The organism is Shimazuella sp. NTD248 (assembly GCF_059510395.1).
Genome location: NZ_JCAJZT010000001.1, coordinates 709,854 through 726,852, shown reverse-complemented (window position 1 = coordinate 726,852; position 16,999 = coordinate 709,854). Strand labels below are relative to the sequence as shown.

At 42.6% G+C, this 16,999-nt stretch carries 16 protein-coding genes; 12 read left to right on the top strand and 4 right to left on the bottom strand.

Translation table 11 applies throughout. From position 1 onward, the window contains the following. The first annotated feature begins 138 nt into the window (after positions 1 to 138). Positions 139 to 552, top strand: coding sequence for an adenosylmethionine decarboxylase (speD, locus tag AC5WOE_RS03885; protein ID WP_496048691.1), 414 nt, complete (start codon positions 139 to 141; stop codon positions 550 to 552). Positions 553 to 702: 150 nt separating this feature from the next. Next, a complete protein-coding gene (locus AC5WOE_RS03880) occupies positions 703 to 2,217 on the top strand; it encodes a carboxypeptidase M32 (RefSeq protein WP_496051964.1) in 1,515 nt (504 codons plus the stop codon). A gap of 133 nt (positions 2,218 to 2,350) precedes the next feature. On the opposite strand, the gene AC5WOE_RS03875 is transcribed toward AC5WOE_RS03880, so the two are convergent. Further along, positions 2,351 to 2,962 (bottom strand): hypothetical protein, encoded by a 612-nt coding sequence (locus AC5WOE_RS03875; RefSeq protein WP_496051963.1) that lies wholly within the window; start codon positions 2,960 to 2,962, stop codon positions 2,351 to 2,353. A 376-nt stretch (positions 2,963 to 3,338) separates the two neighbouring features. Beyond that, a complete protein-coding gene (locus AC5WOE_RS03870) occupies positions 3,339 to 3,776 on the bottom strand; it encodes a hypothetical protein (RefSeq protein ID WP_496051962.1) in 438 nt (145 codons plus the stop codon). 210 nt (positions 3,777 to 3,986) lie between these two features. Between AC5WOE_RS03870 and AC5WOE_RS03865 the strand changes: the two genes are divergently transcribed. From AC5WOE_RS03865 to AC5WOE_RS03855, 3 genes are all read left to right on the top strand, one after another. Continuing rightward, positions 3,987 to 4,790 carry a hypothetical protein gene (locus AC5WOE_RS03865; RefSeq protein ID WP_496048687.1) on the top strand — a complete coding sequence of 268 codons (804 nt, stop codon included), beginning with the start codon at positions 3,987 to 3,989 and terminating at the stop codon, positions 4,788 to 4,790. 30 nt (positions 4,791 to 4,820) lie between these two features. Further along, on the top strand, positions 4,821 to 5,591 hold the full coding sequence (locus AC5WOE_RS03860; protein WP_496051961.1) for a sporulation protein: 771 nt from the start codon (positions 4,821 to 4,823) through the stop codon (positions 5,589 to 5,591). 82 nt (positions 5,592 to 5,673) lie between these two features. After that, positions 5,674 to 5,946: a hypothetical protein gene (locus AC5WOE_RS03855; protein WP_496048685.1), complete on the top strand. Its 273-nt coding sequence runs from the start codon at positions 5,674 to 5,676 to the stop codon at positions 5,944 to 5,946. Positions 5,947 to 5,973: 27 nt separating this feature from the next. On the opposite strand, the gene AC5WOE_RS03850 is transcribed toward AC5WOE_RS03855, so the two are convergent. Then, positions 5,974 to 6,831 carry a PIG-L family deacetylase gene (locus tag AC5WOE_RS03850; protein WP_496048684.1) on the bottom strand — a complete coding sequence of 286 codons (858 nt, stop codon included), beginning with the start codon at positions 6,829 to 6,831 and terminating at the stop codon, positions 5,974 to 5,976. A gap of 353 nt (positions 6,832 to 7,184) precedes the next feature. Between AC5WOE_RS03850 and AC5WOE_RS03845 the strand changes: the two genes are divergently transcribed. The 3 genes from AC5WOE_RS03845 to AC5WOE_RS03835 are packed head-to-tail and all read left to right on the top strand — an operon-like array spanning position 7,185 to position 12,437. Next, a complete protein-coding gene (locus AC5WOE_RS03845) occupies positions 7,185 to 9,512 on the top strand; it encodes a 3-hydroxyacyl-CoA dehydrogenase/enoyl-CoA hydratase family protein (protein ID WP_496051960.1) in 2,328 nt (775 codons plus the stop codon). 13 nt (positions 9,513 to 9,525) lie between these two features. Further along, positions 9,526 to 10,704, top strand: coding sequence for an acetyl-CoA C-acyltransferase (locus tag AC5WOE_RS03840; protein WP_496051959.1), 1,179 nt, complete (start codon positions 9,526 to 9,528; stop codon positions 10,702 to 10,704). An 11-nt stretch (positions 10,705 to 10,715) separates the two neighbouring features. Continuing rightward, entirely contained in the window at positions 10,716 to 12,437 is a 1,722-nt protein-coding gene (locus AC5WOE_RS03835; RefSeq protein WP_496051958.1) for an acyl-CoA dehydrogenase FadE, read from the top strand. Positions 12,438 to 12,881: 444 nt separating this feature from the next. Here AC5WOE_RS03835 and AC5WOE_RS03830 read toward each other — a convergent pair whose 3' ends face one another. Further along, the gene (locus AC5WOE_RS03830; protein ID WP_496051957.1) at positions 12,882 to 14,012 is read right to left on the bottom strand and encodes an SMP-30/gluconolactonase/LRE family protein; all 1,131 of its coding nucleotides are present in this window, start codon (positions 14,010 to 14,012) and stop codon (positions 12,882 to 12,884) included. Between the two features lie 382 nt (positions 14,013 to 14,394). Here AC5WOE_RS03830 and AC5WOE_RS03825 point away from each other — a divergent pair, with 382 nt between their 5' ends. The 4 genes from AC5WOE_RS03825 (at position 14,395) to AC5WOE_RS03810 (ending at position 16,878) form a co-directional block, all read left to right on the top strand. Beyond that, positions 14,395 to 14,922, top strand: a complete 528-nt coding sequence (locus AC5WOE_RS03825; protein ID WP_496051956.1) for a DUF6932 family protein — start codon at positions 14,395 to 14,397, stop codon at positions 14,920 to 14,922. 5 nt (positions 14,923 to 14,927) lie between these two features. Then, positions 14,928 to 15,398: a helix-turn-helix domain-containing protein gene (locus tag AC5WOE_RS03820; protein WP_496051955.1), complete on the top strand. Its 471-nt coding sequence runs from the start codon at positions 14,928 to 14,930 to the stop codon at positions 15,396 to 15,398. A gap of 89 nt (positions 15,399 to 15,487) precedes the next feature. Next, the gene (locus AC5WOE_RS03815; protein WP_496051954.1) at positions 15,488 to 16,504 is read left to right on the top strand and encodes a P1 family peptidase; all 1,017 of its coding nucleotides are present in this window, start codon (positions 15,488 to 15,490) and stop codon (positions 16,502 to 16,504) included. Positions 16,505 to 16,617: 113 nt separating this feature from the next. Beyond that, positions 16,618 to 16,878, top strand: coding sequence for a hypothetical protein (locus AC5WOE_RS03810; protein ID WP_496051953.1), 261 nt, complete (start codon positions 16,618 to 16,620; stop codon positions 16,876 to 16,878). Positions 16,879 to 16,999 lie beyond the last annotated feature (121 nt).

Below are 16,999 nucleotides of genomic sequence, written 5' to 3'. Positions count from 1 at the left end.
CAACTTGAGCTATTAGGATCAGTGATTCACTCGAAGGGTTGGGACCTCATTGGACTAACCTTCCCCCATAAGTGATCCAATACGATCCTAGCGGAATTTGGCTCACACCAATTTTTTGCTAGGAAGGGGGGCCGAAAGATGGAAGAATATTCTACTTTCGGAAGGCATGTGGCTATGGATGCCTGGGGTGTGCCGTTTGACCTTTTAAACAATGCAGAAGAATTAAAGAAGTATATGATACAGGCAGCTGAGTCCTGTGGAGCATCTGTTCTATCGGTACAGGCCCAAAAATTTGACCCTCAAGGCGTTACAGTGCTAGTCATGTTATCGGAGAGTCATCTGTCGATTCATACGTATCCCGAAAAAGGATTTGCTGCGCTGGACTGTTATACCTGTGGTCATACCGTTGACCCACAGATCGCCATCGACTATATGGTTGAGTATTTGCAGCCATCACAAGCCTTCGCCAAAGTTTTGAAACGCGGCGATGGGCCGATTGTCGATTGGGATAAGCCCGTGATAGAGCACACAAAAAAAATTATATCAATATAGTTTGAGTTCCTTTAAATGCGGTTTTTTTTCTACTCATATAGTAGAAAAGGCCGCTTTTTTTTGCGATGATAGTAAGGAAGTTTGGAGCAAAGCAGGAAAAACGACTGATCGTCGTAAATGTTACCTATGGAGTAGAAAGGAGTCTTTATTTTGGAACTTTACCAATCCTTTAAAAGTTACCTAAAGGAATACATGACTTTGGATTCATATATTCATATGCTCGTATGGGATCAATCCACAAATATGCCAACAGCAAATGCCGATTATCGCGGTCATCAAATCGGTTTCATCAGCAAACTGGCACATGAAAAGTTGGCAGACCCAAAAATGGGAAGAATGCTGAATCAGCTTGTACCTTGGGCAGCAATGCTTGATCCGGATTCAACAGAGGCCAGACTTGTCGCAGAAGTAGCAAAAGATTATGAGCGCGCAGTCAATATTCCCTCTGCCTTTATGGAAAAGTTTTTTAGCCATACTGCACGTGTTTATCAGACTTGGGTTGAGGCGAGAGAGAAAAACGATTTTTCCCTTGTCGCTCCTTTATTGCGTGAATCATTGGAATACAGCAAGGAGTATTCATCTTTTTTTCCCGATGCTCAGCATGTCGCTGATCCTTTAATTGATCGCAGTGATGAAGGTATGTATGTTTTTATCTTGCAGCCTCTCTTTCATGACTTACGGAAAAAGTTAGTTCCGATGATCGAACAAATCCGGGAATCGGAACCTGTAGATCGCAATTGTTTGATCCAACACTATCCGAAGCAAAAACAGTTACAATTTATCGATATGGTGCTCGATCATCTCAAGGTGGATCGAAGTCGAACGAGACAAGATTTCTCCCCGCACCCTTTTATGATTCGTCTAGCAGGAGATGATATTCGCATCACCACACGGATCAGGGAATGGGAAGTGACTGACGGGTTCTTTAGCAGTATTCATGAGTCTGGTCATGCGTTATATGAGTTAGGTATTGCACCAGAATTATTCGATACCCCTCTGATGAAAGGTGTATCTTCTGGTCTTCATGAGAGCCAATCGCGCTTATGGGAAAACTTAGTGGGCAAAAGCCGTGAGTTTTGGGAGTTTTTCTATCCTAAATTGCAATCTGTATTTCCTTCTCAACTAGGTTCTGTACCGATGGAGGCGTTTTATCGGGCGATGCATCATGTCTCACCTTCTCAAATCCGAACAGAGGCAGATGAGATCACCTACAATTTACATGTCATTATTCGTTTTGACCTGGAGCTGGATCTGTTGACAGGAAAGCTGGATATCGCCGATCTCCCAGAAGCTTGGAGACAGCGTTACAAAGAGGATTTAGGAGTAGAGGTGACAGAGGTCAAAGATGGTGTATTGCAAGACGTACATTGGTTTGCTGACTTTATCGGAGGGCAGTTTCAAGGATACACAATCGGAAATATACTCAGCTGCCAATTGTTTGATGCTGCTAAAGCAGCTCATCCTTCGATCCTAACCGAAATGGGACAAGGGCAATTTGCCACGTTGCACCATTGGCTGAAATCGAACATTTATCAGCATGGCAAAAAGTTCACTACAACTGAGATCATTCATCGAGCTACAGGTCAGGCGCTCAGCATTGATCCATATGTGAAATATTTAACGGAAAAGTATCAGACGATCTATCCTTCTTTGCAAACATCATAAGCTTGAAACCCCACTTCTAAATCATACAGAAGTGGGGTTTATCTATGTCAACAAAATCAACAAATTATTCGTACTCCGGCCAGCAGGGACGACAGCTCAGGTGAACTGTCATCTCTGCTGGAACCGAAGCGCCTCAGGCGACGTACTCTTCGGGGTGCTCCCGTACGTACTTCGCCCAGGTCTCCCAGACACGCCCGTTGATGGGGGACTGAACCGTGGTGGCCAGCTCCCTCTCGAAGTAGGCGACAGCCGTTTCGGCCATCAGCTTGGTGACGGGAACACCGATGTAGAGCGCGTTCCCGGCGTCGACCGCCTCCCGGTACGGGGCCTCGGCCTCCTGCTCCGCGGCTTCGTACTGCTCCGCGGGGATCGAGTCGAAATGGGGATCGATTTCTTCGATGCCGAGGACGTCGTAGATCGACTTCACGAGCTTCGGTTCGTTGAGGACCGGGAGGTTGTGGAGCATCCGCTGGACGTTGCGGACCAACTCCTCGTAGTTCCTCTTGGCTGATTCGATCTGGCCGTCGACGAACTCCTCCTTGGTGGAGGCGTTCGCGTAGCGGACGTCATCGTCGGAGTCGTCCACGATGTTCTTCGGCAGCGTGCCGGTGACACGCATCTCACCGATCACGATCTTGTACCGCTTGGTACCCGGGATGAACTGCTTGATGCCCGAGATCAGTTCGATGTGGATGGTCGCCTCAATGGCAGGCTGGACGGGCTGGAAGGTGCTGTTGGCGGCCATGTTCGGCTCCTCCATCAGGTTTGACTGTATCCTTATTATATGGAAGTACAGTAAGTTTGTATAGATTTTAGAAAATCTAAAATCAAAGTTTTCAAATATAAGAGTTGACGCTGTTTACATGTTTTTAATGGTTTACAGCGTTATAACTTAGGAAGTTTCATGTATATGCAAGAAACTCGGAACGATCTATCCTTTTTTGCAAACAGCAAAGAAAAGTTAGAACCCCACTTCTAAATCATACAGAAGTGGGGGTTTATTTATATCAACAAATTAAATTCATGCTCCGGCTCCAACGGACGACAGCTCAGGGAACTGTCATCTCTGCTGGAACCGGAGTGTCCGTCAGGAGGCTTACGTGAGGTTGTTCTCACTTCCTTCAGTCGGAGTTCCACACCTTCTCAAGTTCCTGCTGGGCGTTGGCCACCGCCTCCACAAAGTAGGTGCGAATCTCTTCGGCCGTTTCCTCGGTGACCGGTTTGTCGATTTCCAGAGCTTCAGCCTTGGCGAGCTCCTTCATGGAGATGGTCCAGCCCTTGATCACCGGTACACCGTTGACCATCCGCTTGACGTTGCGGTAGATCTCCTGGAGGTACCCCCGGATCAAGTTGATTCGAGCGTTGACAGAGCGCTCCGTGTCGGTGAGCTGGTCGTAGAGCTTGCGGCCGGTCTCGGGGTCAACAGGGATCTCCGGCAAGCCGCTGATCTCGTCGATGTCGCTGACCACGACCCGCTTCATCTCACTGCCTGAGATGTCGACGATGGTGATGGTCGCTTCAATGGTGGGCCGAACCGGCGTGCTGGTCTCGGAGGCCATGGTCGGCTCCTTCGGGTGTGTGATAGGTGTTATATATATTATATGAAAATAAAAGAAATCTGAATAGATATGACACGTTAAATGGAAAAACAATGTCATGAAGTTCACTGAATGAATATACGAACTTATGTGTTTTTATGCCAAAAAACAGGATTATTTACATCGATTAGAAGGACTTTCCTAACCAAAAAGAGAAGCAAGTTGATAACGATGAAAAGAAAGAAAGGTGCAGATGTGAATCAAGAACATGAGTACGGAATATCATCATTTCTATCAGCTCCCTCCTCTTTTCAAGAGAATGAAATTTGTCAAAAAATTGCGTTTCGACTTGCACATATGATCAAACAACGGAGGCAATTTGCGATCTCGATCTTGGAGATATATGTTACCGAGCCGATGTTTACTGATCTTATTCAAGATGTCTACCCAGACTCAGACCTTTTTTCACTCAAAATGAACGCTGATATTTTTGTTGCTTGGAATAAAAATGCTGTCGTACAGATTATCTCTCATCATCGAGATGGTATTCCAGATAAGTTTGATATTATCATCATCTCGCCTAATTGCCAGTTTCAGCGGGAGATGCCAGCATTGTTTCAGTTTAGTGGGGAGTTGTTAGAAGAAAGCGGCATTGTGGCAACGACGTTTTTTGGCCCCCATACCTTTATGGAGTTACATAATTGTTTGAGCTGGATTGATGATTCGGAAATAGGGAGTTACCCGCCTGCTCAGTTTAACCCGCGAACCTATTGGGAAAAGCGTTTGGAGCAAGACGGACTTCATCTGGAAGATGTACAAGAGGTTCAGTTCCGCAAGACTTATCACAATAGCCAAGGAGTATTTCAAATGGCCGCTTTATTCGGCTATTTTCATGCAATGGAACAAAAATTAGCAGACGATAATAACCATTTGTTGCACAATTGGATGAAAGCATATAATCAAGGATTTCGAACCAAAGATGGAAATGTATATACAACTTATCATCTCATTGATCTTATAGGGCGGTTTCTCTGATACAATAAGATCAGGAGGGTGATAACTACCATGTTGAAAAAGTTTCTGGCATCGATTGGATTTGGAGCAGCAAAAGTAAACTTACAACTGGATCAAGCAGTTATGACGATGGGACAGCCCATCTCTGGAACCATTTTCGTCGTCGGTGGAGAATCCGAACAAGTGACAGAAGGGTTAAAAGTTTCCCTTCATCTTACTTCCCGTTATACAAGGGGTGAGCATGAACACCATGTACATGAAAAGGTAGCGACGATCCCGATTACCAATGAAAAGCTTATTTTGGGCCCAGGTTCTCGGTATGAGTATCCTTTTCATTTTGTTTGTCCAGATGGATTACCTGTAAGCTCTGTTTGTACTCATTATTATTTTGAAACCGATTTAGATATTGATCAGGCGGTAGATGCGAAAGATCGAGATTATATGGATGTTTTACCATCAGGAATACTTAAAAACTTTTTAGATGCTTTTCATTCTTTAGGATTTCAGCATTATGCAGAAGGATATACAGGTAGAAGAGACGCAACACAAATTATTCAGTTTCGACCCACTACTTGGTTACGTGGGAAATATGATGAAATCGTGTTTTCTTATGCAACTGAGCTTGCCAGTTCACAAATCACTGGTTGGTTTGAATTAGATAAAAAGGCACGTGGTTTGATGGGGGCACTTGCCGACGAATTAGATTTGGATGAGAAGAAAGGTCGTTATACGTTCTATTCAAGTGATCTTTCCTCTGTGGAACGTGCTGCGGAAACCATTCAACAGTTTATTATCCAACATTCGGAAGGTTTATATGGTTAATAAAGTAAAATAATTCTTTATTGAATACATCGCCTGCATCGAATAAACTTTTTATACGGATGATGCGAAGCGAGGGAAATAGATGGCAAAACCGATTAAAAAAGGAAAGTCTCGATATTCGAGTGGTTTTAATGGAAAGCAAATTGGAGGATTTATCATCGGGATTCTCTTTTTTGCAGCAGTTGCTTTCGGCATATATTGGTTATATCACAATTATAGTGCTTCCAATAGCGGAGGCAATAGTGTAGCTGCTCCTATTCAAAAATTTATAACAGATCATGGCTTCCAATCTTCTGGATTGTTAATCTTAGCAATTGGTGGAGTGCTGTTTGCATTTATCTTTAATAAAAAATAACCAGAGCGTAAAGACTCTGGTTATTTTTTATTTTTTGGTCAATACCGAATATTTGTGAGCATAGAAAGATCTGAATTGTTCGCTAACGCTGATATAACCACATGCATACCATCCATTTTCAGGGTCCCAATGGTTATAAGTGTTAATGGAAGAATCAAGGTAATAATTATCAGTTGGATTGACTAATTTGATATGAGGTCCTCTTAATTTTTTCTTGGCAAGTCGAGACATGTAGACAGATGCAAAAGTTCTTTTCTTTTTGATTTTTCCTTGTTTGTAGAGCTCATTGAGTACTTTTCCTGTCATGGAGTGTTCTGGAAGAGTATCCATCTCACTCATTCCATTATGTGTTACGTCATTGGATAGGCTTTCAAAGTATAGAGCTACTGATCTTATTAAATTCATTTTATATCCATTTTTATTAGGGTCATATACATCTCGGTGTTTTTCGTCTATGCCTAATGCTTCAGCGGAAAATAAAAATTCCCGTACCCGTGATCTTCCTAATTCTTCATGGGTAATTTTTTTCGGTGCTGCCATTTTATTTAATTTTCCTAAAATAGCGGAGCCTTCGCCATGTGTAAACAGTACCAAGAATACAATCTTGCCCGCAGTTAAATCATTTCGAATTGGTACGCCATACGTCAAAATTTCGTCGTCTGGATGGGGGACATAGTAAACTGAGATGGGTTTGTTTCTAAGTGATTCTTCTGGAATACGAAGTTTGGTCAAACCGTATGCTTTAATATCTTCCTTTTTGTGGAGTTTTCCATCGGATATGCTTATCGCATTTACTCCATAACCCATTTCAAAAAAACTATAGATCACATAACATCCTAGAAAAAACGAACATAGTAAGAAAAAACGAAATATCCACTTGCCCATCATACATTCCCCTTAAGCATAATGATTCCATATGTGCAATATCTAATAGAAAGGAGAGAAAGCTTATTTTAAGATTAACATTTATTACTAAAATGTTAATAGATAACTCTTTAAAAAATATTGACTATTTTCAAATGTAGCGAAATAATAAAGTGATGTACTACGGTTGAGCAAATTTACTAACATACATTTTGATCCAAGTCCGCTGTTGTTGAGAAACACAAAGGACGCTTCAGCTATGGATATATTCGCTGGATTATTTTTATCTCTTTTCGCTCGAGTTGAAATGTAGCTATTTTCCCTCTATTCCGAACGGTTTGTTACAGACGGATTAACGAAAAGGAGCTATGAAAATGCTAGAGATAAAACAGGTAGCAGTATTGGGTGCTGGTGTGATGGGTCGTGCGATCGCTGCCCATTTTGCTAATGCAGGTTTTGTCACATATTTGTTCGATCGGGTGCCAGAAAACGAGCAAAATCGAAATATTCTAGCAGAAAAAGCCAAAGAATCTCTTCTTCGAGAAAAGCCCTTTCCCCTTTTTTCTTCAACGATTGCTTCATCTATTCAAACCGGAAATTTCCAAGATGACTTTCACAAGTTAGCAGAAGTAGATTGGATAATTGAAGCGGTTGTAGAGGATGAAACGATCAAACAGCAGTTACTTGCAAACGTGGAGCAAGTTTGGAATGGGAGATCTATTATAAGTTCGAATACTTCTGGTATTTCCGTCAATAAAATCATAAACGATCGAAAGGTATCTTTTCAACAACATTTTTTAGGCACACATTTTTTTAATCCTCCCAGATACATGAAGCTTCTTGAGCTGATTCCAACGAAACACACACTTCCTTCTATCACCAATACAGTCCAAAAATTTTCCGAAGAACGCCTTGGAAAAGGCGTTGTTATCGGGCGCGATACACCAAATTTTATTGCCAATCGGATTGGCACCTATGGTATTCAAGTGATCCTCAAGGCGATGGAACAATGGTCTTTTTCTCCTGAGATGGTAGATGAATTAACAGGACCTCTTTTAGGCAGACCCAAAAGTGCCACTTTTCGGACACTCGATCTGGTCGGTCTAGATACTTATGCCCATGTTGTCAAAAATGTTCGTGATCAATCGCAAGATGAAGAAGAGCAAAATGCATTTCAAACTCCTGCTGTTATCCAAAAGTTAATAAATGAAGGTTCGTTAGGTGAAAAGACCAAGCAAGGGTTTTATCGCAAACAGAAAAATACGATTCAAGCTCTCGATCTTGATACATGGCAGTACAAAGATCGAAAAAAAGCAAATATCCCAGAACTGGAACAGATCAAAAGAGAGAAGAATCTGGGGTCTCGTTTGCAAGCTTTGTTTCAACTGAACCATGATATCGGGAAGTTTCTCTGGTACATCACGAAAAAGACACTGCTTTACACTGCAACCTATTCTCCTGCTATTTCCCGCCATCTCATCGATGTGGATCGGGCGATGAAATGGGGGTTTAACTGGGATGTTGGTCCATTTGAGCTGTGGGATCAGCTAGGTTTGGCTGCGACAGTAGAGCGAATGAAACAAGAAGGAGAAACGATTCCGGCTTGGATTGAACAACTCATTGCGGATGGGAAAACGTCCTTTTATCAGTCTGATCAATTCATCGATCTGGATGGTTCTTATCAGCCAATTGAGGAGCATCCAAAAATAATTCCGATTCGTCCTGCCTCTCCAACCAAAATCAAAGGAAACCAAGGTGCGAGTCTTATCGATATTGGGGATGATGTAGCCTGTTACTTGTTTCATTCCCCTAAACAAGCTATTGGCAATGACGCCTTGGAGATGCTCGACTATGCTGTTACAGAAGTAGCTGCTAATTACCGTGGACTGGTCATTACAGGCAGCGGGATCAATTTCTCAGTTGGAGCCAATCTTTTGATGATGTTGATGTTTGTTGAAGATGAAGATTATGATGCGATTGATCTTATGATCCGCCGGTTCCAAAAAACGTTAGGGTCTCTGCGCACTTGTTCTCGTCCGGTAGTTGCGGCTCCTTATGGGCTGACCCTCGGCGGTGGAGTGGAGATGTGTCTGCCTGCCGACCGCATTCAAGCTTCAGCGGAGACCTATATGGGATTGGTAGAAGTAGGCGTTGGATTGATTCCGGCTGGGGGTGGTTGCAAAGAATTACTGCTGCGTATTCATGAGCAGACCAATGGAGCGAATGCAAGGGCAATAGAACCGTTTGTCCATCAAGCATTTCAAACAATCGGGCAAGCAAAAGTGTCTACAAGCGGGTTAGATGCAAAGAGCTATACCTATTTACGTCCATTGGACGCAATCACCATGAACCGCGACTTTTTGCTGCATGACGCCAAAGAAACAGTACTTGCATTAGATCGAGTAAACTATCAAGTACCCAAAACGAGCAAAATCCCTGTTTTAGGAAGTAATGGTGCCAATACGATGAAACTGGGAGCTTATCAGTTTTGGAAGTCTGGCTATATATCAGAGCACGATTATAAAATTGCTTCTAAACTTGCATATGTTTTAGCTGGTGGAGAAGTTCCAGAAGATACATTGGTCGATCCTGCTTATTTGCTCGATTTAGAGAGAGAGGCTTTCCTGAGTTTGATCGGAGAACCCAAGACACAAGCTCGAATGGCTCACATGTTGCGTACAGGAAAACCGCTTCGCAATTGAGGAGGGAAAAAAGATGCGGGAAGCAGTAATCGTGGCAGCAAAACGTTCTGCGGTTGGAAAGGCATCGAGAGGTGCCTTGCGCCATACGCGTCCAGATGATTTTGGAGCATTGGTGTTACAAGGATTGCTCCAGCAATATCCCCAGATAGACCCAAAAGAAATCGATGACATCATTATTGGCTGCGCATTTCCTGAAGGAGAACAAGGGATGAATTTCGCTCGGACGGTCAGCTTACGAGCGGGATTACCTGTGGAAATCCCTGCGATGACGATCAATCGTTACTGTTCTTCTGGACTGCAATCGATTGCTTTAGCATCCGAGCGAATCATGTGTGGATTTGCAGATATGATCATCGCAGGTGGAATTGAGAGCATGAGTATGGTGCCGATGGGAGGTGCTCGTCCTTCGCCTAATCCATACTTGATGATGCATTATCCCGAAACCTATCTATCGATGGGACACACAGCAGAAGAAGTAGCGAGGCGTTATCAGATAAGCCGTCAGATGCAGGATCAATTTGCTCTTAACAGCCATCAAAAAGCAGCAAAAGCACAGCAGGAGGGAAAATTTACGGAAGAGATAATCCCGATAGAAGTGACGGAGTGGAAAGAATCAGAGGACGGTTCTCCTGTTAAAAGCAGGTGTCACTTTAGCGAAGACGAAGGAATAAGGCTCGATACATCGTTTGAAGTCTTGGCAAAACTCCGCCCGGCATTCCAAGTAAACGGGACAGTAACAGCAGGAAATTCCTCACAAACGAGTGATGGAGCGGCAGCAGTTATCGTTATGAGCCGTGAAAAAGCGGAAGAATTCGGACTTAAGCCATTGGCTGTTTTTCGAGGGTTCACAGTAGCAGGTGTTGAGCCGGAAGTGATGGGAGTAGGTCCAGTTCAAGCGATACCAAAGCTGTTAAAGCAAACAGGGGTGACATTAGAGCAGATTGACCGCATTGAGCTAAACGAGGCATTTGCTTCGCAGTCTGTGGCAATAATCCAAGAGTTAAACCTAGATGAAGACAAAATAAATGTAAATGGCGGGGCAATTGCTTTAGGTCATCCTTTGGGATGTACGGGAACAAAGTTAACGGTATCTATTTTGCATGAACTTATTAGGGAAAAGAAGAAGTATGGAATTGTGACGATGTGTATCGGTGGCGGTATGGGTGCAGCAGGACTATTTGAACGCGTATAGGAGGGGAAAACATGGGTAAGGGAGGCTCTTTTCTCATTGCAGAAACATTACCATCTGATATATTTACACCGGAAGATTTTACAGCAGAGCAAAAAATGATGGCGAAAATGACAGAGGAGTTTGTCAAAGAGCAAGTTTGGCCAGTGCTTGCCCAGATCGAAGAGCACCAATTTTCGCATACCGTCCGTCTGCTCAAAGAAGCAGGGGAATTAGGTTTACTCGGTGCTGATGTTCCAGAGGAGTTTGATGGACTTGGATTGGATAAGATCAGTTCTACCTTGATCACAGAAAAGATGGCACTTTCTCGATCATTTGCGCTCTCTCATGGTGCCCATGTAGGAATCGGAACACTGCCTATCGTGTTTTTCGGCACAAAAGCTCAAAAACAAAAATACTTGCCTGACTTGGCGAGCGGTAAAAAACTGGCCGCATATGCCTTGACAGAGCCAGGGTCTGGATCAGATGCCTTAGGCGCAAAGACGACAGCTGTTTTAAATCAAGCAGGAACCCATTACCTATTAAACGGAGAAAAACAGTGGATTACCAACTCTGCATTTGCTGACCTGTTTATTGTTTACGCTAAAGTAGATGGTGATAAATTTACCGCCTTTATCGTGGAACGAGATTTCCCGGGAGTTTCCACAGGGGCAGAAGAGAAGAAGATGGGCATCAAAGGTTCTTCTACCCGTACTTTGATTTTACAAGATGCTCAGATACCTGTTGAAAATGTCCTCGGCGAGATCGGCAAAGGTCATCGGATTGCTTTTAATATTTTAAATCTGGGACGATTTAAGCTCGCTGCGGGAACACTCGGTTCAGCGAAACGAGCAATTGAAATTTCGAAAGAATATGCCTTAGAACGCAAACAATTTGGCGTACCTATTGCTACATTTGCTTTGATTCGAGAGAAACTAGCGAATATGCAGATTCAAACGTATGCCTTAGAGAGTATGGTATACCGAATCGCTGGGTTGTTTGAACTAGGATTGAGTACCATTGAGCAGTCCGACGGAGCAGGAGTCGCCAAGTCGATTCACGAATGGGCAATTGAGTGTTCCTTAGCTAAAGTTTTCGGCTCGGAGACACTGGATTATGTTGTAGATGAAGGGGTTCAAATTCACGGTGGATACGGTTTTATGCAAGAGTATGAGATTGAAAATATGTATCGCGATTCGCGAATCAACCGGATATTTGAAGGAACAAATGAGATCAATCGGCTGCTGATCCCCGGAACTTTGTTAAAGAAAGCATTATCCGGCGAGCTTCCTTTGATGGCAGCAGTGGGTGATCTGACGAAAGAAATCATGAATTATACCCCAAGTCTAGAACAGGAAACAGATAACCTTGCAGTGATCGAAAAAATCGTCCAAAACAGCAAGAAAATATTTTTGCTTGCAGCAGGTACAGCAGTAGATAAATACCGGGAAAAAATGGATCAAGAGCAGGAAGTTTTACGAGACTTAGCGGATATTGTCACTCTGCTGTTTGCCTTGGAGAGCGCATTTCTTCGCACCAAGAAACATCCTGATGAATCCAAAGAAGAGATGACCTTAGCATTGGCTTTTGACATCAAAGAGAAAATCGATAGAGCCTCTAGACATGCATTATCTGCTATTTTCTCGGGAGATGAACTGACGACCCACTTAGCGATCTTGCGGAGATACAATCGGGTGAAACCGATCAATGAAGTGAAAGTGAAGCGTTCGATTGCGGAGAATTTATTAAGTATATAACAACTCGGAACACGAGGTTGAAAATCTTTAAAATCGAAAAGTTTTTGATGGTGAATATGATTATTCCCAGTATTGACAATATGAAAGAAGGATGGATATACTAATCTTAGACTTGAGCTCAAGAATAATAAATAACCGACAAATCAGTAAAAATCATAAGAATCAATAAAAATCGATACACAAAATCAGTAAAACGATGCAGGATAAATTCTTATGCTCAACAACTGAACAGTTCTTCTAACAGGTCCTCCCCTCTGATGATACCTTCCTCCGAGGTGCCTAACGAGGCATTTTGTTCGATTGAAGGATAAACGAGCGGAGCGGACGAACCGTTAGGAAGAACGGGATCATGGCAGCCAGTCGTGATCCACCCGTATATAAAGTGTATAACTTTCACATATTAAAAAAGCCACTCCTTTTGGAATGGCTTTTTGGTTTTCCTGTTTATTTTACATAAGGTTTAAATAATTCTTTTCCAAGTTCTCCGACATTCACTTTAAATACTACTTGCTTATCGTTAGGGCCATCTGCAAAGAAATCTTGGTTTGTGATCAAGACGTTCGTTCCCATGAAAGCGACGTTTGCAGGTAGGGAGTATGGAACTGCTTGCTGTTGGTTTTCCTCTGGAGTAGCTGGTGTACGAGTGATTTCTTTTCCATCTGGAGAAAGAACTAGAAAAGCACCTGGTAAAGCTAAAGCTACATACAATTTACCAGATTGACCAATCGCAAATCCATCTGGTCCTTCCCCGTCTTGTTGTGCTTGCCAGATCAATTTCTTCGTCCCAGGGCTGCCGTCTTTGTTGATAGGGAGTTTGTAAATGCGGCCTCTTCCACTGAAAATTTGATTTGGATCGGTAACATGATAGAGTGAAACAGCAAGCACAAGCGTTTTTCCGTTATCAGCGAAGCGAATACCATTGGCACCAAAGACGGAGTCTAAGTCAGGATCAGTATACCAAATTTTCGCTTTTCCCCCGCCATTTGGAACTTTCCAAATGAGAGATTGCTGGATATCTGTCACGTATAAAGTACCATCTGGAGCGAATACAAGATCGTCTGCATAAGAGGTACGATCTTCGGACTCAGCGGAGCAGTCTCCAGTAGGTTGTCCATTGACGCATGGCTGTACTTCATGGAAAGTGGCATATGTAGATTGCTCACCTGTTTTTGGATCTAGACGGATGATACGAGATGGATGGCGGTCTAAGATATAGAGGTTGCCTTGTTTATCTAAAGCCATTCCAAGGATACCTTGTGCACTGGAAGCTTGTCCTTGGATGACATAATCTTTCTTGAGGTTTCCGTTTTTATCATAAGCGAACACATGGGAAGGTGTATTTGCAGGATTGGTTCCACTTTGGTGTGTTCCAACATAGATGGTGTTATCGTCTGATACGACAACCCCTTCAGGAAATCCGGGAGCTGGTACTTTCGCGAAAACTTCTGTTTTTAATGTTGAGGCTGCTTGAACAGGAGCTGCCACCGTAGATAAAAGAAGGATAGAGATAATTAAGACAGTCAAAGCAATTCCTAAAATAGATCGATGGCTTTCTCGATTTATTTCGAAATTCATCAGTATCACCCTTTACAGAAGTTTGGATAAGTAATTTTTGGAAATTCAACATAGAGAGACTGTTAAGAAAATAAGAGATCGTCTAAGAAATAAATTCTTAAATAATTATTTGGAAATTCGCGATATATGCATACTTCCTCCTTTCTGAAACGATAACTCTATTATAATGAAGAATGAAGAAAATTGTTATAGTTAAAATTTTAATTATTTATATATATTTAGTATGGATTTAATCTGTTTTAGGAAAAAAGAATCAGAAGGAATTGCTATGAGTGAAGACAAAATCCTTAAAACGGAAACTTTTTTAAAACATCTTTATTTATGTATAATACATATGTTATATTTTACTCAAATATAATGATATAATAGATGAGGATAAAAGATGTTTGTATTAACGAGTGAAGGAAACTTGCAACTAGGGATATATTCTATGACCCTTTCACAATTTACTACTTCCATTTTCGTTCTGGGTACCAAACAGATGAATAATCAAGTCATCGCAAAGCGCAAACAACTATGGTCACATGCGGAAAAATATTTAGCTTTATTGTTAGAAAGCGAAGATGTTTTGGCAGTATTTCTGGGAGGGTCTTTTTGTTCTATACATCCCTGTAATGATTTGGATGCATTCTTTGAAATCAATATCCCACCTTGTATAGGTCGAAATCGAGCTAAGGCAATCTACTATGTAGATCAGGTTTATCAGCGTTTGGATGAGGCTTGTATACAAAAAGGGTGGGAACCATTTTCTAATGATGTGGTTTGTGAAAAGGGGCTAGATGTTCATCCCTCTTATTTTGCAGAAGTACCAGGAAAGAGGAGAGGGAAATTGGTAAAGACATTTCATGAATATTTTTCAGAAGATCGATCTGGAAGACCTCGGGGTATAATCCAAATAGAGAAAGGATGAGAAAGATGGCTCTGATTACCAATGAGGAAGAATATAAACAACTTAAGAATGACTTAGAAGAAAATCTTTCTTTTTTACAGGAGGAAATAGAGGAGCTTCGTTCAGAAGGGGTTGAAGAAACAGTTCTAGATCGAGTTTTCCGTCGGAAAAAACATCAGTTGACCCAGATGGAACAAGATATTCAAGAATATGAGGATATCTTTAACGGTAATTTTGACCCTACCCACTGCACAGATTTTGAACTTGGACGCCATTTGATCAAGTGTCGATTATACAAACGAATGACACAAGCGCAGTTAGCCGAAAAATTAGGGGTAACACAGCCAGCAGTCGCAAGAGATGAACGTTATGAATATGCAAAGATTGGTTTTGAGAAGTTGCAGCGCGTCTGCCAAGCAATGGATATTAATCTTCATGTTTCTATTCATGAAATTGCTTCAGGAAAAGAAGAAACATCAGCAAGTAAAAGTGCTTAATAGGAAAATAATTAAATCCGCAAGAAAGGCTGCAACTATGAGGGGATAATACCACTAAGAGAAGCAGCCTTTTTACATAGGAGGGACTAGTGAATAACGTAAATAACACACTGACAGCTCTAACAGGAGTAAAAGTAGGACATGCAACACACTTGGATAAATTAACAGGCTGTACCGTTGTCACCTTTGATCATTCGCTTCCTGTTGCCTACACAGCGTATGGGGGAGCGTCGAGTACCTTTAACACCGATACCCTGCACCTTGGCAAATCATATTACCGCCGGAATGGGTTGTTTGTCGCTGGAGGATGTTTACCAGGACTTTCAAGTGCTTCTGCCATTATGGAACGGATGATTGAAGATGGTATTGGCGATCTTGCAGCAAATATCATCAATCCGAGCATCAGTGGGGCAATTGTTTATGACCTTGGGACGAGAATTACCCAATTTGATGGGGATTTTGGACGTGAAGCATATGACAATGCCACAGGCCGGCCGGTGCAAAATGGCAATGTTGGAGCTGGCACAGGTACGACAACAGGGAAGTTTTATTATTTGGAGGATGGAACTAAGTTTCCAGCGATGAAGTCTGGAGTTGGGTCGGCTAGAGTAGATTTAGGTAATGGGGTGCTAGTTTGTGCATTGTCTGTCGTCAATCCAGTAGGGAATGTTGTACTTCCAGATGGGAAAATTCTCGCAGGAAATAGAGGGGAACACAAGCCTGTACTAACGTATGAGGAAGTGAATGGTTTTACGACATCCGATAGTATGAATACGACCATTTCTATCGTTGGGATCAATGCGGATTTACGGACACGGGAAAACTATGACCGTGTAGCACACCTCGCTTCACATGGACATGTAAGGGCTATTCATCCTGTACATACCTCGCTTGATGGGGATACAATCTTTGTTTTTTCTACGGAGGAAGTAAAAGCGATAGATGACAACCCAGACTGGCCGAGTATGGAGGTAGATCGAGTAGGGAATGCTGCTGCAAGGGCGGTACTGGAGAGTATTTATGATGCTTGTTTGAAGGCAGAGTCGATAACATTTGATGGGGGATATCAGGGGATTGTTCCTAGCTGCAAAGATTTTGGTTGGTAGAGATTAGGGATAAGGAAAAGATTATGTTTTGATTTTTATTGGAATTATGTTTATACTGAATATATCGGAGAACAACCCGTTCTCCACTTGCGAGGAAGGACCCTACAATATGGGTGGCAATGCACCGCACTACAGCGGACCCAGTGATCCGTCCCACTCCAGCGGTTCCGCCGGTTCCGACGTCTCGACCACCTACCGTTCCGGCAGCTCCAGCAGCTCAGACAACTCCGGCAGCTCGGGCTCCGGAGGCTCGGACGACTCCGATTCGGGCAAGTCCTGGCAGCAGGAGATCGCTGACCTGTTCTAGTGGGGAACCTTCCCTGCTGGGGCGTGCAGAGAACAACATTGGGCTCTGCACGCCCGCCCGAAAATAAGCGATGAAGCTTACTATAGATTGTGAAAACCATACAATTTCTTTGAATCTAAGGAATTGTATGGTTTTGTTATTTCCTTTGGATACATTTTTTGTTTAATACTATTACAGTATGGAGGATA